The organism is Kordia sp. (genome assembly GCF_045105435.1).
Taxonomy (GTDB): Bacteria; Bacteroidota; Bacteroidia; order Flavobacteriales; family Flavobacteriaceae; genus Kordia.
Genome location: NZ_JBGCDL010000397.1, coordinates 1 through 18,406, shown reverse-complemented (window position 1 = coordinate 18,406; position 18,406 = coordinate 1). Strand labels below are relative to the sequence as shown.

Genomic DNA, 18,406 nt, shown 5'->3' with positions numbered 1-18,406 from the left:
ACAAACATTTCTGCTAAAACAAATAGATGAAAAAAGTATACATAATTTTATTAGTAGCATTCGCATACATATCCACGGCAACAGCTCAAAACAATTTGACAGCATCGCAACAATATTTTCTCAACGAATTAAGAGATGCGTATGGCGGACAAATTATGTTTGCAAACAACTATCAAAAAACAGCAACAGTCTACAGAAAACTAACAGAATATTCTGGAATGAACTTTCCAGTAGTATTCAACCAAACATTTCGTTGGGGAGAAGCACATTACGGCGGACTTATTATTTTAGACTATTCTACCATTCATAAAGAAAAAAATGTACTCGCTTTTGTATTTGCACACGAATGGGGACACCAAGCCATAGGACATCAACCAAACATGTACAAACCGCAAGGAAGTCAATGGCGTGTAAAAACAACGAGTACACAATATGAAGATGAAGCTGATTATTATGCAGGACAGTTTTTAGCACAATACAGATACGATGTGCAAGCAGTTGTAAATTACTTACGTTCACTTCCAAATTTACCAGGCAACACACATTCTTCACCGCAAAAAAGAGCACAAACGGTGTTAAGAGGATTTAATAGTGTAAACGATAGACTTAACAATGGACAATTTCAAACATCAAATCCTGTACAAATACAAGGCAGCCCTTCACAAAGCGAATTGCCATACCAATCAATTTTAGTAGAAGATTTTAACAACAATAAAAACAATTGGAAAATTGGTAGAGATTATAAAAAAATGAAAAGCCCTTTTGATGGAGAAACAAAAACGTTAAACATCACTTACGAAATGTCCAATGGAAAATACAGTATTCGTGGAAATGGTGATTATGGACAAGGCGGAATAGGAAGTGAGCAACTAAAATTTAATGCGGGAGATAATTTTGAAATATCTACAGTGTTCTATTTATTCGCTGGACAATTTGAATTTATATGGGATTCATGCAGTAGCGAACCAGATGCAGAAGGCTATACTACAAATTATCAAAATTATATACTGTTTGAAACAGACGGAAGTTATAGAGTTGGACATCATAACAGAAGAGTAGAATTTGGAAATACAGAAAAATCAGGAAAATTTACGTTTGGAAATGCAAACAGAGTATACCTGAAAATTGTGTATGAAGATGGAATCTGTAGTTATTACATAAATCAAAAATTGGTAGTAAAAAAATCAGCAGACGTCTGTGGAAATGGAGCAAGTATTATGGTAGGTTCAAAAACAGATGTTGAAATAGACAATATTATGATACTGCGAAAAAACAGATAAATAGTAGTTTCGTTAGTTTTTGCAAAACAATAGTGCATAAAACACAGCTTCCTGTATCTTTGTGCAAAATCGTTTCTATAAAAATTCAGCTGCATGACATTCAAAGAACTAAAACTTAACAAACCTATCATTCGTGCGTTATCCGAAAAAAACTACTCAGCACCAACTTTAGTTCAAGAACGTGCCATTCCTGTCATATTACACAAAAAAGATATCATTGTTTCCGCTCAAACAGGAACAGGGAAAACAGCAGCATTCGCATTACCAATGCTACAATTATTATTTGACAAGCAAGACGCGCCCAAAAAAGGGAGGAAAATTAAAGCATTAGTTGTGTGCCCTACGCGGGAATTGGCAATTCAGATTGAAGAAAACTTCAAAACCTACAGTATATATACAAACTTGCGTACAGGCGTTATATTTGGTGGTGCTTCCATACAACCGCAAAAAGAAATGCTCAAAAAAGGTGTGGACATTCTCGTAGCAACGCCAGGACGATTGTTAGATTTACACAAGCAAGATATGGTCAATCTCGATTATATAGAAACATTAGTTTTGGACGAAGCCGATTTAATGTTGGACATGGGATTCATCGACGACGTCAAAAAAATAGAACGTTTATGTCCTGAAGCAAAACAAACGTTATTATTCTCTGCCACAATGCCTTATAAGGTAGAACACTTGGCGAATTCAATTCTGAAAGCACCAGAATTCATTGAAGTATCACCAACTTCATCGGCAGCAAAAGGAGTACACCAAGTACTATATTATGTGCCAAAACCTAAAAAAATTGAATTGTGTTTACACTTACTTAGAAATAACATAAAAGGAAGTGTCATCATTTTCAGACGAACGAAATATGGCGTTGATAAACTTGAAAAAACGCTGTTGCGAAATAACTACAAAGCCGTAAGTATTCATGGCGACAAAGCACAGTCATTGCGACAACAAGCACTAAACGAATTCAAAAAAGGAGAAGCAAGAATCCTAATCGCAACAGATGTTGCCGCAAGAGGAATTGACATCAAAAATGTAGATGCAGTCATTAATTTCGACATTCCAAACATACCAGAAACCTACGTACACAGAGTTGGTAGAACGGCAAGAGCAGGTGCATTAGGAACAGCATTATCATTCTGTTCAGCAGATGAAAAAGGCTATATCAAAGAAATACAACAACTTATAAATCTTGCAATTTACGTAGAAGAAGAACATCCGTATCCGTTAGATCCGAAAGCAAAGCCAGAAGTGCACAAAAAGCAAGGAAGCAAACACAAAAAAGGACGTAAATCAGAAGCTTCTAAAAAGAAGAAAAAACGCTGGTACTAGTTGATTGTTGATTTTAGATGAACGATTTATAATTGCGATTTTTTTTTAAAACGTCACTTGATACTGTCAAAATCATGTCAATTCGCTTTGATTTTGAAGCGGTTTGTCATAGTTTTAACTATTCACACATAAAAAAAGAATCATCAAAAAAATAACAATCATTTTTCATCATAAAAGTAATTTACTAATTGTATTTATAAGTTTACTAACGCTGTTTAGTTGTTCAGAGAAAGAAAAAAAAGCAGCAGACTTAATTTCTCCACAAGAAAACTACAGATTGGTCACAAAACCATCCAGCTTTTTGGTAGATAAAACGCATGCGCCAGATTCGTTAGCTTCAATAGAAGAATTTATACAACTAAAAAATGAAAGTGTCATTGCTACCAAAGATGGAATTTACTTTTTAGATACTGAAAGTCAAAAACTAAAAAAGTACTATCAATTCACAAAAAAATATGTGTCAACAATTAACTTTTCTAAAACTGTAGACGGCTCAAAATTATTGGTTAATACAAGTTCTGGACAGGCTACAATTGCATTGTTATTTCAAATAAATACAAGCACTTTACACATAGATTGGTTGGCAACACACAAAGGTGCATTAAAGGATGCAACGTATGCCAATGCAGCAAATAAAATAGCAATTGGCACAGGATATAGCAAAGCACGTGAAGAAATGATTTATGAAAAAGAACCGAAACCTGCAGCATATTATGCGACACTATTTACCGTAAATGCTGAAAATGGAGCATTTGAAAGCTATTTTGAGCAAGGAGAAAGTGTCGGAAACGTGTTTTTTAGCGCAAATGATAAATCAATCTATTCGGTGTTAGGTTGGCCGCATGTAGATACTTTTCTATGGAATGTTTCAAACACAAAAGAGAAAATTGGTTTTTTTGGAAAAGATCAAACACGATTTTATAACGGATTTGAATTAAACGATCGCTATTTTCTAACAATTGCAGACAACGGTTTGTACAAGTGGGACAAAACAAATGCTGAAGTAATTACACTCATGTATGACGGAAATATGAATCCGTATGATGCTATCTTACAAATAGATGAAAACTATGTAATTGTATCGTACGCAAATGGAACTTCAAATCCACCAACGGTAAAATACTTTGATAAAAACATAGCAATTACGGACACTGTACCGTTAGAAACACCACTTCATCACATACACTCTACAGACAGAAATTTTTCAGGTATAACCAACAAAGACGAAATCTACTTTTATAATTTAGACACAAAAAAGATTGAAAAAATCATTACGAAAGCTGCGTTACAACAACTGATGATGCGCAACTAATTCTTTTTTTAATACATTCGCTTTCATAAAATAAAACGATTATGTCGAAACTATTTTTTACTTCTGATCATCATTTTGGACATACCAATGTGATTAAATTTTGCGATCGACCTTTTGAAACAGTCGAAGAAATGAACGAAGTATTAATTCAACGTTGGAATGAAAAAATTTCGCCAGAAGATGAAGTCTATCACTTAGGAGATTTTGGAATGACGAAAGATCGCGATATGATTTCAGATATCATAGATCGCTTAAACGGAAAAATCTATTTAATTGTTGGAAACCATGAAGGTGCAGCACTTAATCATCGAAAAAGATTCAAATGGGTAAAAGATTATTTTGAACTCAAAGTACAGGATGAAAGCTGTAAAAATGGTGTGCAACGAATTATTTTATTTCACTATGCAATGCGAGTTTGGCGTGGCGATTACCGAGGAACGTGGCATTTATACGGACACAGTCACGGAAATTTACCCGATTTAGAAGATCGTTTATGCTTTGATATTGGAGTCGATTGTCATGATTTCTATCCGTTGTCTTATGATGAAGTAAAAGCAATCATGCAAACCAAAAAATGGGAGCCACCATTTGGAAACCAATTGTAAAACGTTAAAATAAGCTGTATCTTACCCTAAAAAGAAACTACAAATGAAAAAATACATACTTCTCTTTGCATTATTTTTCGGTTTGCAATCGTATGCACAAAAAGACAAAACGATTTTTGAATTGAAACCTTCGCAAAGTATGTCAATCACAGGAAAAGGTACTGGACAAGATGCGGCAATCAATCCGTATACAGATGGAAATAGCATTGCAATCATAGAAAATCTTGGGAAAAACGTATTTGAAGTTCGCGTACAATATCAAGGAAAAATTACCAGCTTACAACCTATAAAATCAGGCAAAACGCTAAAATTTGCTTTGCTAAAAGGAAGTGAATTATATGTAGATAGTGATTATAAAGGCAAAGCTAAAATACAATTTATTGATGGACTTAATTAAATAATATTTATACATTTTGAAACTACTTTCTACCATAAAACTCGTATGCGTACTTTGTTTAGTGAGTTGTGCTACGACTAAAAATGAAGTTGCAGAAAATCCGAATTTTACCAAAAACTTAAAAATTGATAAAAGTGATTTGCAAATCCTTACACCAGATATAGAACTCAGTGAAAAGAAAAACGGGAAGTTTTTAAAACATCCTGCCAAAAGAGAAGCGCTACGAAAATTAGTATTGGAAACCATACAAACAAAGTTTCCAGACTTACCGTATGTTGAGGTGCCATTTTTATACAAAGGTTCATACACAATTAACAGTGCTTTAGAAACGGAACTCAATTTTAAAAAGAAAAAAGCGCCAGTCGAAATTTTGACAGCAGGAAAAAGATATAGTATCTATATAAGTACAAATGGTTATTTTGGTGATGTAGAAAGAGGCGTAATTAATCTCGTTTTGATTGATAATGAGAAGAAAATACGTCAAATAATTGAACACTACCGATACAAACACAGTCCGCTAGAAACCGAAAAATTCAAGCGTAAAATTTTGAATGTTTTGGAGAAGTTGTAGTTATATATTCTTTTTTCTATTAAATAGTAAAAGTTCCAAAACGTCATGCTGAACTTGATTCAGCATCACATAAAGCAATAAAATAACTAAATGGATTATGAGACCTTGAATCAAGTTCAAGGTGACGAACTGAATTATTTTAAAGTAAATTTTAGTTTTTGAGCTGTTCTCGATATAAATTTGTTGTACAAATCCACTCGATCAGACGTTGGCGATTCCTGTAAATAAAATAGCCAAAAAAACTATTTCGTTTCTTCAACTTTACGTTTCTCAACCAATTCCTTCAATTTCTTTCCATACTTAGATGCTGCAATTTTTGGTGTCAATCGCTTATAAATAGTATCTAAAAATTTAATATTCGCATCATACGTTTCTGTCGTAACAACATACGGAGAAATTTCTTTGTCCGCATTTGTAATCGCGTAATTTAAAATATAGCGCATGCGACTTTTTGCATAGTTGGCAATTTTAGTATTGATTTCTGTAACTTTTTCAGCATCCGACTCTTTCTGAGCGTCCATTCCGTCACGCAACAACATCAACTCTTTGGTGTTGTATTTGGTCATAAACTGCTTAAATGCTTCCAAATCTTTCTGATTTTTAGAACCTGTAACTTTCGCGTCTTTCACAAATCTACGCAACGTAGTATTAAAGGTCATTTTGCCAGGTTCGGCAAAAAACTCTACACGATCATTCAAATCGTTAAAATCTCTTTTATCTAAATATATATAGAGCACTTCAGGTTCGTCAATAGTAGTACTGAATGTAAAATTGGCATCACCATTTACCACAAGAGAATCTAAAGTAACTAAAACAGTGTCTTGTATTTTTTGCAGAAATATAGTTCCTTCTTTTAAACCATCTATATTTCCAGAAATGGTTAAATTTCCTTTCATTTCCTTTCCACAAGCAATAAATCCTAAAATAACTAGGATAACCAAACATTTTTTGAACATCATATTGAATTTTAAAGAACGCAAATATCTACAATTTTAAGAAACTGGTGAAGCTAATTCCATCAAAATTGTACACAAAATTGCGCCGTACGTTCCCACTACATAGCCAAATACTGCCAACAATACACCAACCGAAGTCAATGATGGATGAAAAGCAGAAGCTACAATTGGTGCAGAAGCCGCGCCACCAACATTTGCCTGACTTCCTACTGCGAGGAAGAAAAACGGTGCACGAATGAGTTTTGCAATTAAGATTAACAAGCCTGCGTGGAATGTCATCCAAACCAATCCGATGACAAGTAAACCTGGGTTTTTCCAAACTTCGGTCAAGTCCATTTTCATTCCAATAGAAACCACTAATATGTAAATAAATATACTTCCTATTTTACTTGCGCCAGCACCTTCATAGTTTTTGGCTTTTGTATAGGATAACATAATTCCGAAAGCTGTGGCAATGGTAATCATCCAGAAGAAAGAAGACCCTAAAAATGATAGTGCGCCATCGTCATTCTTTACAATATCAAACTGTCCTAAATAGTCTGTAACGGTACTTGCGCCAAAATGTGCTAACGCAACACCTCCAAATGCCAAGGCAAGAATAATCATCAATTCAGTCAGTGTCGGATTCCTTTTTATTTTCGCTGTAAAATCAGAAACACGCTCTTTCAAACGTTCAATAGCGGAATTATCAGCTTTTAACCATTTGTCTATTTTTTGAGTTTTACCAATTCCGAGTAGTAAAATCGCCATCCATAAGTTGGCTACTACAATATCGACTAATACCATAGCGCCATATTTGTCTTGATTGTAATCAAAAATTTCCAACATGGCAGCTTGGTTTGCGCCGCCACCAATCCAACTTCCTGCAATGGTTGATAAACCACGCCAAACGGCATCTGGTCCAATTCCGCCAACAAGGTCTGGAGAAACAAATGAAATCAATAAAATGGCTAGTGGTCCGCCAATAATGATTCCGACAGTTCCTGCGAAGAACATAATCAATGCTTTTGGACCAAGATTAAACACTGCTTTTAAGTCAATACTGAGCGTCATTAAAATGAGCGCAGCAGGTAATAAATAACGACTTGACACAAAATATGCACTTGAATAATGATCAGAAATAATTCCGAAAGTACTTAAAATTGCAGGTAATAAATAGCAAATTAATAAAGCAGGAATGTATTTGTAAAACTTTTTCCAGACAGGATTTTTACTAGCTTCTGTATAAAATACAAAGCCTAAGAGCAGCATTAAAATTCCGAATACGACTTTATCACTTGAAAAGAAAGGTTTTGGATGTACACTTGTACTTTCTACTTTGACGCTTTTAGAATTTGTTACATCAAATGAATATGTGCTATCAAAATTTGTAGTCCATGCGTCTGTAACTTCATATATAATACCTGAAAAACTACTTTTTGGTGTTGTTTTGAGTTCAAATAATGTGGTTGCTTTTTTAACAACTATCTCTTCGTTTCCTTTGTATGAAATGGTTGCGACCGAATTTTCAACGGAAAATTTAAGATCACCTTTCGCGATAAATTTTGTGTTGATATTTGCAATATTTTCTAAGGTAACAAAGGAATCATCTGCTTTTATTTTTAGTTCAAATCCAGTGAATGTAATAGAATCTACAGTCACTTTTGTATAAAACGTAGTTTCGTTACTTTCAACACGTTCTAGTTTAAGTTGTTGTGAAAACACAGAAAATGTGCTAAAAAATAGGAGTAAAGCAATGGCTTTTTTGAACATAGTTGGATGGTTTATGTTGCAAAATACCAAAAATTGAAATTATAAATGTTAAATATTGAATTTTAAATCGAAAAGTCTTTTTTCTTTAATATCAAAACGTCAAGTTCGAGTGGCGAATCTGTGATTCGTTGTATCGAGAAGTACTTTGAAATGATTCTATTTCATAGCTGTTCTCGATACAATTTTCTGTCTATTTCGACTGCGCTCAATATGACAGAAAATCGAACTGACGTTTTGTAATTGTAAAGAAGATTTTTAAGACCCCAAGACCTGTCACATTGAGTACAATCGAAATGCAAGACCCAAGAATCTAAGTCAGTCTAAAAATCTAACAAGTCTAAGACGTCTAATTTTTAAGCCACGCTTTTCGCAACTGTACTTCTTTGCTGTTTTCAGGCAAATCTTTTACCATAATTCCTGTTCCTTTTGTAGTTGGTTTTGTAATGTTTCCTGCAAGAGTTTTTGTTTCTCCGTTACGTTTTACAATGATTGTAATAGCATCGCCAACTTTCCAAGTTCTTGAAACACCAATTAAATCGTACACATTTGCAAGCGTGTATTTTACGCCGTTAATTTCGTTTATAATATCTCCATTTTGGATGCCTAAATTCGTCATAAACGAGTTTAAAGCACCTTTTTCTAAAATAAATACTTCTTCGGTCGCTTTGTCTACGCTGATATATGGAATTTGTCCGTTTAAAAAATAACCAGTTTCAATATCAATTTCTCCTAAAGTTAATCCAACTTTGGCTAAAAAGTCGTTGTACGGAATTGGCGTGTTTCCAACAATGTAGGTATCAATAACGCTTCTTAATTCGGGCGTCGTGAATTCAATAATTTTATCAAAAAGTTCGTCATCTTTAAATGGTTTTTCACTTCCGTATGCATCAGATAGTTTTCGCATTAAATCTAAAATCCCAGTTTCTCCGTTGCTTTCTGCGCGAAGCGTTACATCAATGACCATCGCAATTAACGTTCCTTTTTCATACACATTTGCGTATTCGTCTTTATATTCATCCGAAAGGATATTAGCGCTCATTTCCGTAAAGGATAACGCATCATTAAAGCGTAAACGTGAGTTTTTAATTTTTGTGTTGATTCGGTTGTAAAACGCTTCTTCGTCAATTAAACCTTGATTGATTTGAAATAAGTTGGCAAAATATTCCGTGACACCTTCGTACATCCATAAGTGTTTTGACATTTTTGGATTGTTGTAATCGAAATAGTGAATTTCTTCCGAATGTACCGTTAATGGCGTTACAATATGAAAGAATTCGTGTGAAACCACATCTTTCAGCGCACTTTCAATAGCGTCTTTTGGCATTTGTTCTGGCAAAACGACAACAGTTGAGGTGTTGTGTTCCAACGCACCAAAACCAGTAGCATCGTTTGTTGCCAGTGTTGATAAATAGAGTAAAATTGTATATTGTTTTGTGGCATCTACTTTTCCTAAAAAGTTTTTTTGTGCCTTAATCATTGTTTCAATATTTCCTTTTAAACTTTCCGCAGAATATGCACCTGTTGGCGAATAGACACTGAGCGTAATATTCATGTCGTTTACGAGGAAATTTGCCGTGTCTGGCTCCGAATACATGATCGGATTATCAGTTACTTCTGCATAACGCGTTGTACCAAAAGTATCAATATTAAACGTTTCTTTTTCTTGTACTACTTTAGGAAGTGAGGTAACGCCTTGTAAATTTTTCGGATAATGTACGTTGATTACATACGGATCTTGTTCGCTTCCGCTGAAATAACCTACGAACGCGTGCAGATTTAAAACAAAGTTTTTATTCTCCAAGATATTTGATCCAGCAGGCGAGAAGACAGCCGATTTTGCTTCGTATTCTGTATCGAAGGTATCATTTACCCAATAGGAAACTTTGTCTACTTTTTTTGCATTGGAAATGAACCAAGAATTTTGATTGACGCGAGTTGTCGCAACTTCATTTCCTTTATAATCGTAGGCTTTAAAATCGTCAATATATCTTCCGTAATTATCATCGCTATACGTTCCAGGAACGGTTTTAGGTATGTTGAATGTTGTGGTTTCGGTTTGAAACTTTCCAGGATTGACTTCAACTTTTACTTTATCATCTACGATTGTAACCAAATCGATCGTAGTGACGATGTCTTTATTGGTGTCTATTCCAACTTTTCCAGAGTTACAGCTTGCTAGTGTAATAAGTACAACTACAAGAATTCCTAATTTTTTTCTAAGCATGATTTTTTTGTTTGTATTCAATGCTGCAATTAGTGTGTTTTTTTTGGAAACGTAACAGATAAGAGTGTTAATTAATGTTAAGACTTTAGATTTTGTGAATTTTAAAAGTAAAACTGTATGAATTTAAAGTGTAGGGATTTATATGAAACATCAAAAAAATAATTTGGTACTTCCTATTTTTTTGACTTTCTAAAGTACTAAAAAGTCGGAAGTTTTTTTCTTCCGACTTTTATTGACTAAATCTAGTTTATATCTATTTGCTTTCACAAAATTTTTTCTCAAACAAGCAAATGATATTCTTTAGTTGTCACAACTCCATATTTACTATGTATAATCGTAGTATGAAAAGTGCGAAGAAAAGATGTTTTTGAAGCATACTCTCTTAACACGCTACAGTAACACAATAAACAAGAGGTCCAGTATACGCATTTGATGGATCATCATCTACAGGACAAGAATCAGTACAACCTTTACTTCGCTTGCATGGACTTCCTGAAATACCTCCAAATATGTTATCGAATTTTAGATTAACAATTTCTACTTTGTTTAATTTTAATGATTTAAGATTCTTTTTTTTCATAATTTTAAGTTTTTAAGTTAATTAATAAATGAATAATCGTTTCTATTCTATACGATTATATTTACAAAGCAATAGATAATTGGAATTCAAGTCAATAGAAGCCTATCCTGTTTCCTTGAATTGTGATACTAATTCAGTGAATTATTAAAAATTTCACCTAAAAACTACAGGAGTTACTTATGCATTTAGGTTATATTTGTTAGAAAGGTAGTTCTCCTAATGAAAAAAATAGTTACATGTTTTTGCATGCTTTTTGTTGTCATAATTAATTGTTATGGGCAAAAAAAAGATGCATTGTGGAATGAAATTGAAGTATTAACTACAAAAATGTATCAAGACACTATAAGTTTTGAGAATCTAAAAGCTGATGTACAGCAGTACCTAAAAAAAGCCCAAAAAAGCCAACGGAAGTTATTAATTGGCAGAGCATATTATATTTTAGGATATAAATCACCAGATTTTGATACAAGAATCAGCTATTTAGATAGTGCTGTTTTTTATACAAAAGACCTAAAGAAATCTAGCAATTTCCCTATGCTAGCTTATATTGCAAAAGGAAGTACTTTGCAAGAACGACGAGATTATCAAGAAGCTTTAGATAATTACTTAATGGCTGAATCTAAAGCTAAACTCCATGCTAATGATTCTTATAAATTTGATATAAAATACAATATTGCTTCTTTAAAGCGAGTTTTGGGAAATTATAAAGAAGCCGAAATTCTATTTAAAGAATGCATCGCTTATCAAGAAAGTTTTGAAAAAATGTATGTAGTAGGATATTTGTACACCTTATTACAACTGTCTTCTGTATACTATGAATCGGGTCAAGTAGTCAAATGTACTGCCATCAATAAAAAAGGAGTCTCAATTGCTTTACAACATAATCTACAAGATTTATTTTATTTTTTTGTTGTGAATGAAGGCATCAATTTGAATATTAAAGGTGATTATGAGACTGCTATAGATAGTATTGAAAAAGCAACACCACATCTTTCCAAGCCTAGTAAAGTAGTTTCAGATTTTTACTTGGCTAAAAGTTATTATGCAATTGGAAAAAAAGAAAAAGCATTAACCTATTTTAAAAGTATAGATTCTGTATTTACGAGAACAAACGATCTATGGCCGCCATTACGAGAATCGTATGAGTATTTAATAAAAGACGCAAAAGCTAAAGGAAATTTAAAACTTCAATTGCGGTATACCAATCAACTATTAAAAGTAGATAGCATTATTCATACAGATTATAAATCTCTTTCACATACCATTACCAACAAATATGATAATCTTGAACTTACAGCAAACAGGGACGCGTTAATTCGTTCATTAAAAAAACAAAAAGCACAAGCAGTAGAAGAAAAAAATTGGGTTATCGAAATAAGTATATGTATAACACTTGTCTTACTACTAGGTGTAGTGTACTATTATCAATCGAAACGAAAATATAAAAAGTATAAAAAATTATATGATGCTATTATTGAAAAACCGAATAGTAGCATTGAAGAAGAGATAAAAGTGCAGAATACTAAGACCATTAAAGTTCCTATGGATATTGATGATACTGTAGTGCAAGAAGTTTTGACGCAGTTGAATGTGTTTGAAAAAGACCATCTCTATCTTGAAAATCAAATTTCATTGAGCGATGTTGCAAAAATTGTCAATACGAATTCAAAATACTTATCTAAAATTATTAATTCACATAAAAAGAAAAACTTTACGACTTATGTTAATGATTTACGAATTGATTATTTGATAGATCGTATTCGACACGATCCTGTTTATAAAAAATATACTATTAATGCAATTGCTTTAGAAGGCGGATTTTCTAATCCACAGACTTTTTATAGGCTTTTTAAACAGCGTACAGGATTAAAACCTGGTTATTTCATCAAAAAAGTCAGAGAAAATCAACAAAAGGACTAACAATTCACGGAATCGTTATATATAGACGGTTGTCAGTTTTTGTATCAGATTTTCAATATGTAGTTTTAAATCACAAAATTCACAAAATTCACAAAATTTAGAAAGAATGAAGAGAGAAAAAAAACAACTTCGATTGAAAAAATTCAAGGTAGCAAAATTGGGTATGCATTTTCTCAGAGGAGGAAGTGAACCTGCTAATAATAGTGCTCCGTCAGAAGAATCACAAGCATGTACAAATCAAGCGGTAACTTCTGTTTTTTACACTACATGTACAATTGTACCTCCAAGAACAAATATTGATAATGAATGTGGAAAGAATAACTCAGCTATAGATACTTGTCGTAATATTGGCGGGTAAGTTTTGAATATTTTAATTTTAAACTATAGAAGGTATTAACATATTAATCACAGTAAACAAACTAATTATTCAGGAGTTTGCTGTGATGCATCATCAGGCTTTTTTTTAGGCGCTCTGTTTGCATTTTTTAAACTCTGCATCAGCATCCATTCTATTTGTCCATTGGTACTACGAAACTCATCTGAAGCCCATTTTTCAATGGCTTTCAGCATTTCTTCATTGATTCGTAATGCAAAGGCTTTCTTTTTTGCCATAATTATCTTTTTGACTTTGGAGCTTTTTGATTTTTTAACATGAATGTAATTAAAACAATAGGCATTGCAACTGCGTATACAATGATGATATACATAAGTGCTGACTCCATAAAAAAGTGGTTTCCGTACGCTTTTTGTATGATGGAATAGCAGACATACGCTAACAAAAGTAAGGTTAATATATTGACAAAACGCAACAAACGATTGCTCATTTGATAGTTGTGTGGCGCATTTTCTTCCGTGATGTTTACCATGTAATTGTGAATGTGTGGAAACTTCGTAAGTACATGCATTCCTATTGTAATAATAGTTGTAATTCCGAGTAAAAACCAAATCATTGTTTTATTTCCTGTACCATCAACTTCCCCAAGGTGGTTTAGGTGAGTTGGAATGATTTCAGGCAATGAAGTGTATGAAATAATTACATATATCCACAGCGCAACTAACAACGCTGTTGTGGTAGTTTCTAAGATCTTATCTATTGGTTCTAAAGGTACTTTTATGCGCGGTCTGTTTGCATACATTGTCTTATCTATTTTTATTACGTTCAAAAATCACTTGTATAAAACCTTCATGTTTGGTTACGGTGTGCAAAATCCAACCTTGTTTTGCATGATTGTTTAGAATTTCTTCTAATTTTTCGCTTCTTGCTCTCCAGCCTAAATTGGGTTTTAGTACTTTATATTCTTTCATTGTCAATTCAAATTAAAGGATTTATTTTTTATTCTGCATCATCTTTAAAAACGATCAAGCCTAAAATGACACCAATAGTGGTGCCAATAAAAGAACCCACAACTGTTCCCATGGCAACATTGCCAAAAACTGCGCCTGTAGTCGTTCCAATACTTGTGCCTAATGCAACACCAAGCGCAATTGCTGTAATTTGTTTTTTGTTCATTTTTATTGATGTAATGTTCCTGTGTTTACTACGGGAGATGCTTCTTTATCGCCACATAAAATAACTAGTAAGTTACTCACCATAGCTGCTTTTTTGTCTTCGTCCAGGATGAGTAATTCTTTTTTGTTCAATTCGTCAATCGCCATTTCTACCATGCTTACGGCGCCTTCTACAATTTTATGTCGTGCAGCTACAATAGCAGTTGCTTGTTGTCTTTTTAACATAGCACTTGCAATTTCTTGTGCGTACGCTAAATATCCAATTCGAGCTTCTAAAACGTGAATTCCTGCTATTGCTAAACGTTCTTCCAATTCTTGTTCTAATGCTTCACTTACTTCGTTTACACTTGATCGTAGCGTAATATCTTCGTCGTGTCCTTCGTCGGCAAAATTATCATACGGATACATACTTGCCAATTTACGCACAGCAGCATCGGTTTGTACACGCACAAAATGTTCGTAATTATCTACATCAAAAGCGGCTTTGTAGGTATTATTTACTTTCCAAACTAAAATAGTACTAATCATAATTGGGTTTCCTAGTTTGTCATTTACTTTTAAACGTTCACTATCAAAGTTACTAGCACGCAACGAAATTTTCTTCTTTGTGTAAAAAGGATTAACCCAATAAAAACCGTTTTGTTTTACCGTTCCCACATATTTACCAAATAATAATAATACACGTGAGTTGTTTGGGTTTACCATTAAGAATCCGAATGCAAGAATAAGTGCGATGACAATTCCTGGAATAAAAGCTGGCGTTTCCAATAGAATCATGGAAACAATACTTCCGGCAAATAAGAGTAAAAATATAAATAACATTAAATAACCATTTGCGGGGACAATAATTTTCTCTTCTTTCATATGTAGTTGTTTTAGATTGATATTAAAATGATATCATAAATATATGAAATTAAATTTTAAATTTGCAAGCCTTATCAGAATATATTTTTAGCAAATCGTTTTAGAAGTGTTTGTTAAAGTGAATAATAGTAACGTTTTTATGGGAAAAATGAGTTTGGCACGCCGTTTGTTTATATAGAAGTGTAGCAAGGCAATGACATTTAGCAAAGCTGGTTACTTTCTAAATAGCCCTTGTTACATTTTTGGTTGGTTAGTTAGTTTTAAAGAAACACTTCACGCTTGTGGAGTGTTTCTTCTTAGTTATTACGGGCTATGACACAATAATTCATTTAGGTTTTCAGTTTTCTATAAACCTAAATATCATGTATATATTTAACGCGATTTTAAAAAATGAATACAAAAGTGAATACGATTTGAAAAAGTTGAAATTATTTTCAGAACCCAAAATTTATAGCGCAAAAGGAGATTTATCAAAGCGTTGGTATGTATACTTCTCTTACCGTGATCCAGAAACAGGAAAGCTTAAAAGGCAAGCACCAATTTATGGCGAGGCAAATAAGTTAAAGACCAAAACCGAACGTACAGAATACCTAACCACGATTAAAGTGGTTTTAAAAGGAATGCTTAAAAAAGGATACAGTCCTTATGAAGATGCCAAAGTAACAGATAAGCGTATCGCAGAACAGGAGCAGAAAAAACAAATTCCAAGTATCGTAAAAAGGAGGGAAGTTGCCAGTCAGCGAAAACAATATACGGTTAAAGAAGCTTTAGAGTTTGTTTTGTCTCAAAAGAAACCTAGTTGGGAAAAGAAAACGGCTAGTATATTTATGTCGCATTATAATAAATTTATTTCTTGGTTAGAAACTTATGAGTTGCTTGAAATCGATATAAAAGAACTCAAAAAACGTGATGTTAGCTTATTCTTAAACACGATCAAGAAAACACAAACTAAAAGAGAGAAAGAACTTGGAGTTGCATTAGAAGTTGTAGCACCTAAAACACGAAATAACTACAAAGCTACGCTATCCATTTTCTTTGCTCAGTTAGAAGAAGATGAGATTATCGAATATAATTTTGTCGATAAAATAAAGAACTTTAAAAGTATACCAAAAAAGAACAAACCTTTTTCTAAAGGTCAAATTATTACTTTAAGAGAACACCTTGATGTGAATGATCCGTATTTGCGAGTATTTATACAATTTATGTCGTATGCTTTTTTACGTAATATTGAGGTATGTAGACTTCAAGTAAAGGATATTGATTTAAAAGCTAAACGTTTGTATGTGCGCTCCAAAACATCACCTCTAGCCATAGTTCCTATAATCGGTGAGCTAGAAAGCGTATTGCGAAAAATGAATCTTGAGAACTATGCTCCAGACGATTATTTAATTACAAAACATGGGCATCCTGCGCAATGGAATATAGATGAGCATAACAAAACAATTTATTTTGCGATACGATTTAGAGCTGTTAAAGAGGCTTTGGGTTTTCATAAAGATCATACCTTATATTCCATTCGACACACCGCAGCAACAAATCTTTACAATCATTTGTTATCTGAAGGAAATCCCGAAGAGCAGGCATTGATGAAACTAATGCAAATTACACGTCATACTTCAAAAGGAGGGCTTAAAAACTATCTGCGTGAGATTGGTGCAATGCTTCCGAAAGATTATGGGAATATGTATACTATTGAATTTTGATACATGTTTTTGAATTCAGAACATTACGTATGATTCTCAAAGAACGAACAACGATCACTTAATAGCGGTCGTTGTTCGTTTTTATATACAATTGAATGAATACTTACAGAATCCTAAAGGAAGTATTCCAAATTACTTCGTATCAGAAGTTCCTAAAATATTAAATACGCTTACACATAAAGAGTTTGATTTGTATGAATAATTAGAAACAACGAATTAATTCAACAACAACTTGCAACAACTTGCAACAGTTTGCAACAAGTAGCAACAGAATGCAACAACTCACAAAAAAACAATGATTATTAGTAGTAAAACAGTAGCTAAGAAAAAGAAAATGGTGTTAGCGCATGTGGTAGAAAAAGTGCTTGATTATTTTTGGGTTTGAGGTTGTGGAGTAGACCTTAAATTAAAGTGTCATACAAATTAGTATTCTCAAATCTGCGAAAAAACAACTCCGAATACTTTTGATTTATTGCTTATCATAATTTTATAGACAATCTATATGCGTTTAGGTTTTCATCATTTGATGATTATATATTTTCAATATAATAAAAATACATGATGATATTATTATGTATGTGTTTACTTGTTATTACGGAAAACCTCAATTTTTTAATGTTTACTTTACTTACTTTTGTGCAGAATATAGGGTGGTAATACGATAAAAGTACTTGTTATTTACCAAATTAAGTATAATAATAAGAACTCTGTAGATTATAGTATTTCCAATAATTATCACTTATACGATGAAAACAAAAAAAATATGAGAAAATTAGCAAACATTATTTGGCACATTCCATTTTTAGGATTTATGAATGCCCTTTTTACTTTTTTACTTGGTTCTATACTTGTTTTAACAGTTATTGGAGCACCAATTGGATTAGGTTTAATTGAATTATCAAAATTTCTGTTAACTCCTTTTTCAAGTGAAATGGTTGATAAGAAACACCTTAAAAAGGAACAAAATGAATTGTGGAAATCATACGGAAAGATTGTACGAATTATTTATTTCCCTTTTGGTTTAGTATTAGCAATTATTACAATATTTCAAATTGTTTTACTTTTTGTTTCTATCATAGGAATACCTGTAGCAGTAATTTTATCTAAATCTTTAGACACATACTTTAACCCAGTGAATAAAAAATCTGTACCAAGAGCAGTCGCAAAAGAATTAGAGAGTAGAAAAGCAAAACAACAAGTTGAAAAATATTTAGGATAAAAACTAAATACAACAACGGTAAACATTACATAGATTAATAAAAATCGACTGATTTTCAAATTATTTAAGGCACTATCCCATAAACTTTGTAAATTTTAAAAACTCAGGATTGAATTCAATTCTGAGTTTCTTTATTTTATTAACTTTAAATTTTACACACTTTTTTCTTAACAAGTTAGCTGCAA

Annotated in this window: 19 protein-coding genes; 10 read left to right on the top strand and 9 right to left on the bottom strand. The window is 32.8% G+C overall.

What is annotated here, in order from left to right:
• Positions 1 to 26 precede the first annotated feature (26 nt).
• From AB8B65_RS20120 to AB8B65_RS20095, 6 genes are all read left to right on the top strand, one after another.
• Positions 27 to 1,280 carry a hypothetical protein gene (locus tag AB8B65_RS20120; protein WP_405303077.1) on the top strand — a complete coding sequence of 418 codons (1,254 nt, stop codon included), beginning with the start codon at positions 27 to 29 and terminating at the stop codon, positions 1,278 to 1,280.
• Positions 1,281 to 1,373: 93 nt separating this feature from the next.
• Positions 1,374 to 2,609 (top strand): DEAD/DEAH box helicase, encoded by a 1,236-nt coding sequence (locus AB8B65_RS20115; protein WP_405303076.1) that lies wholly within the window; start codon positions 1,374 to 1,376, stop codon positions 2,607 to 2,609.
• A 301-nt stretch (positions 2,610 to 2,910) separates the two neighbouring features.
• A complete protein-coding gene (locus AB8B65_RS20110) occupies positions 2,911 to 3,921 on the top strand; it encodes a hypothetical protein (protein ID WP_405303075.1) in 1,011 nt (336 codons plus the stop codon).
• A 41-nt stretch (positions 3,922 to 3,962) separates the two neighbouring features.
• Positions 3,963 to 4,526 carry a phosphoesterase gene (locus tag AB8B65_RS20105; RefSeq protein WP_405303074.1) on the top strand — a complete coding sequence of 188 codons (564 nt, stop codon included), beginning with the start codon at positions 3,963 to 3,965 and terminating at the stop codon, positions 4,524 to 4,526.
• 43 nt (positions 4,527 to 4,569) lie between these two features.
• Positions 4,570 to 4,923, top strand: a complete 354-nt coding sequence (locus AB8B65_RS20100; RefSeq protein ID WP_405303073.1) for a hypothetical protein — start codon at positions 4,570 to 4,572, stop codon at positions 4,921 to 4,923.
• Positions 4,924 to 4,939: 16 nt separating this feature from the next.
• On the top strand, positions 4,940 to 5,494 hold the full coding sequence (locus AB8B65_RS20095; protein WP_405303072.1) for a hypothetical protein: 555 nt from the start codon (positions 4,940 to 4,942) through the stop codon (positions 5,492 to 5,494).
• A gap of 242 nt (positions 5,495 to 5,736) precedes the next feature.
• On the opposite strand, the gene AB8B65_RS20090 is transcribed toward AB8B65_RS20095, so the two are convergent.
• The 4 genes from AB8B65_RS20090 to AB8B65_RS20075 form a co-directional block, all read right to left on the bottom strand.
• Complete coding sequence (locus tag AB8B65_RS20090) at positions 5,737 to 6,453, bottom strand: DUF4369 domain-containing protein (protein WP_405303071.1); 717 nt, start codon at positions 6,451 to 6,453, stop codon at positions 5,737 to 5,739.
• A 33-nt stretch (positions 6,454 to 6,486) separates the two neighbouring features.
• Positions 6,487 to 7,701, bottom strand: coding sequence for a DUF819 domain-containing protein (locus AB8B65_RS20085; protein WP_405303078.1), 1,215 nt, complete (start codon positions 7,699 to 7,701; stop codon positions 6,487 to 6,489).
• A gap of 847 nt (positions 7,702 to 8,548) precedes the next feature.
• Positions 8,549 to 10,426 (bottom strand): peptidase M61, encoded by a 1,878-nt coding sequence (locus AB8B65_RS20080; RefSeq protein ID WP_405303070.1) that lies wholly within the window; start codon positions 10,424 to 10,426, stop codon positions 8,549 to 8,551.
• Between the two features lie 382 nt (positions 10,427 to 10,808).
• Positions 10,809 to 11,006, bottom strand: coding sequence for a hypothetical protein (locus AB8B65_RS20075; protein WP_405303069.1), 198 nt, complete (start codon positions 11,004 to 11,006; stop codon positions 10,809 to 10,811).
• A gap of 219 nt (positions 11,007 to 11,225) precedes the next feature.
• On the opposite strand from AB8B65_RS20075, the gene AB8B65_RS20070 reads away from it, so the two are divergent.
• Positions 11,226 to 12,926: a helix-turn-helix domain-containing protein gene (locus AB8B65_RS20070; RefSeq protein WP_405303068.1), complete on the top strand. Its 1,701-nt coding sequence runs from the start codon at positions 11,226 to 11,228 to the stop codon at positions 12,924 to 12,926.
• Positions 12,927 to 13,032: 106 nt separating this feature from the next.
• The gene (locus AB8B65_RS20065) at positions 13,033 to 13,284 is read left to right on the top strand and encodes a hypothetical protein (protein ID WP_405303067.1); all 252 of its coding nucleotides are present in this window, start codon (positions 13,033 to 13,035) and stop codon (positions 13,282 to 13,284) included.
• Positions 13,285 to 13,349: 65 nt separating this feature from the next.
• Here AB8B65_RS20065 and AB8B65_RS20060 read toward each other — a convergent pair whose 3' ends face one another.
• The 5 genes from AB8B65_RS20060 to AB8B65_RS20040 are packed head-to-tail and all read right to left on the bottom strand — an operon-like array spanning position 13,350 to position 15,299.
• On the bottom strand, positions 13,350 to 13,538 hold the full coding sequence (locus tag AB8B65_RS20060; RefSeq protein ID WP_405303066.1) for an Arc family DNA-binding protein: 189 nt from the start codon (positions 13,536 to 13,538) through the stop codon (positions 13,350 to 13,352).
• A gap of 2 nt (positions 13,539 to 13,540) precedes the next feature.
• Positions 13,541 to 14,062 (bottom strand): DUF1648 domain-containing protein, encoded by a 522-nt coding sequence (locus tag AB8B65_RS20055; protein WP_405303065.1) that lies wholly within the window; start codon positions 14,060 to 14,062, stop codon positions 13,541 to 13,543.
• A gap of 4 nt (positions 14,063 to 14,066) precedes the next feature.
• Positions 14,067 to 14,231: a DUF4177 domain-containing protein gene (locus AB8B65_RS20050; protein ID WP_405303064.1), complete on the bottom strand. Its 165-nt coding sequence runs from the start codon at positions 14,229 to 14,231 to the stop codon at positions 14,067 to 14,069.
• Positions 14,232 to 14,259: 28 nt separating this feature from the next.
• Positions 14,260 to 14,436: a hypothetical protein gene (locus AB8B65_RS20045; RefSeq protein WP_405303063.1), complete on the bottom strand. Its 177-nt coding sequence runs from the start codon at positions 14,434 to 14,436 to the stop codon at positions 14,260 to 14,262.
• 2 nt (positions 14,437 to 14,438) lie between these two features.
• On the bottom strand, positions 14,439 to 15,299 hold the full coding sequence (locus AB8B65_RS20040; protein WP_405303062.1) for an SPFH domain-containing protein: 861 nt from the start codon (positions 15,297 to 15,299) through the stop codon (positions 14,439 to 14,441).
• Between the two features lie 362 nt (positions 15,300 to 15,661).
• On the opposite strand from AB8B65_RS20040, the gene AB8B65_RS20035 reads away from it, so the two are divergent.
• Both AB8B65_RS20035 and AB8B65_RS20030 read left to right on the top strand, forming a co-directional pair.
• Positions 15,662 to 17,002 carry a tyrosine-type recombinase/integrase gene (locus AB8B65_RS20035; RefSeq protein ID WP_405303061.1) on the top strand — a complete coding sequence of 447 codons (1,341 nt, stop codon included), beginning with the start codon at positions 15,662 to 15,664 and terminating at the stop codon, positions 17,000 to 17,002.
• A 763-nt stretch (positions 17,003 to 17,765) separates the two neighbouring features.
• Positions 17,766 to 18,221 carry a YccF domain-containing protein gene (locus AB8B65_RS20030; RefSeq protein WP_405303060.1) on the top strand — a complete coding sequence of 152 codons (456 nt, stop codon included), beginning with the start codon at positions 17,766 to 17,768 and terminating at the stop codon, positions 18,219 to 18,221.
• The last annotated feature ends 185 nt before the right edge of the window (positions 18,222 to 18,406 follow it).

Bases quoted from the DNA above. Each gene is read 5' to 3' on its own strand.
- AB8B65_RS20045 (WP_405303063.1), bottom strand. From the start codon at position 14,436: ATGAACAAAAAACAAATTACAGCAATTGCGCTTGGTGTTGCATTAGGC.
- AB8B65_RS20030 (WP_405303060.1), top strand. From the start codon at position 17,766: ATGAGAAAATTAGCAAACATTATTTGGCACATTCCATTTTTAGGATTT.
- AB8B65_RS20050 (WP_405303064.1), bottom strand. From the start codon at position 14,231: ATGAAAGAATATAAAGTACTAAAACCCAATTTAGGCTGGAGAGCAAGA.
- AB8B65_RS20065 (WP_405303067.1), top strand. From the start codon at position 13,033: ATGAAGAGAGAAAAAAAACAACTTCGATTGAAAAAATTCAAGGTAGCA.
- AB8B65_RS20080 (WP_405303070.1), bottom strand. From the start codon at position 10,426: ATGCTTAGAAAAAAATTAGGAATTCTTGTAGTTGTACTTATTACACTA.
- AB8B65_RS20055 (WP_405303065.1), bottom strand. From the start codon at position 14,062: ATGTATGCAAACAGACCGCGCATAAAAGTACCTTTAGAACCAATAGAT.
- AB8B65_RS20115 (WP_405303076.1), top strand. From the start codon at position 1,374: ATGACATTCAAAGAACTAAAACTTAACAAACCTATCATTCGTGCGTTA.
- AB8B65_RS20085 (WP_405303078.1), bottom strand. From the start codon at position 7,701: ATGCTGCTCTTAGGCTTTGTATTTTATACAGAAGCTAGTAAAAATCCT.
- AB8B65_RS20060 (WP_405303066.1), bottom strand. From the start codon at position 13,538: ATGGCAAAAAAGAAAGCCTTTGCATTACGAATCAATGAAGAAATGCTG.
- AB8B65_RS20100 (WP_405303073.1), top strand. From the start codon at position 4,570: ATGAAAAAATACATACTTCTCTTTGCATTATTTTTCGGTTTGCAATCG.
- AB8B65_RS20040 (WP_405303062.1), bottom strand. From the start codon at position 15,299: ATGAAAGAAGAGAAAATTATTGTCCCCGCAAATGGTTATTTAATGTTA.
- AB8B65_RS20070 (WP_405303068.1), top strand. From the start codon at position 11,226: ATGAAAAAAATAGTTACATGTTTTTGCATGCTTTTTGTTGTCATAATT.
- AB8B65_RS20105 (WP_405303074.1), top strand. From the start codon at position 3,963: ATGTCGAAACTATTTTTTACTTCTGATCATCATTTTGGACATACCAAT.
- AB8B65_RS20090 (WP_405303071.1), bottom strand. From the start codon at position 6,453: ATGATGTTCAAAAAATGTTTGGTTATCCTAGTTATTTTAGGATTTATT.
- AB8B65_RS20120 (WP_405303077.1), top strand. From the start codon at position 27: ATGAAAAAAGTATACATAATTTTATTAGTAGCATTCGCATACATATCC.
- AB8B65_RS20075 (WP_405303069.1), bottom strand. From the start codon at position 11,006: ATGAAAAAAAAGAATCTTAAATCATTAAAATTAAACAAAGTAGAAATT.
- AB8B65_RS20035 (WP_405303061.1), top strand. From the start codon at position 15,662: ATGTATATATTTAACGCGATTTTAAAAAATGAATACAAAAGTGAATAC.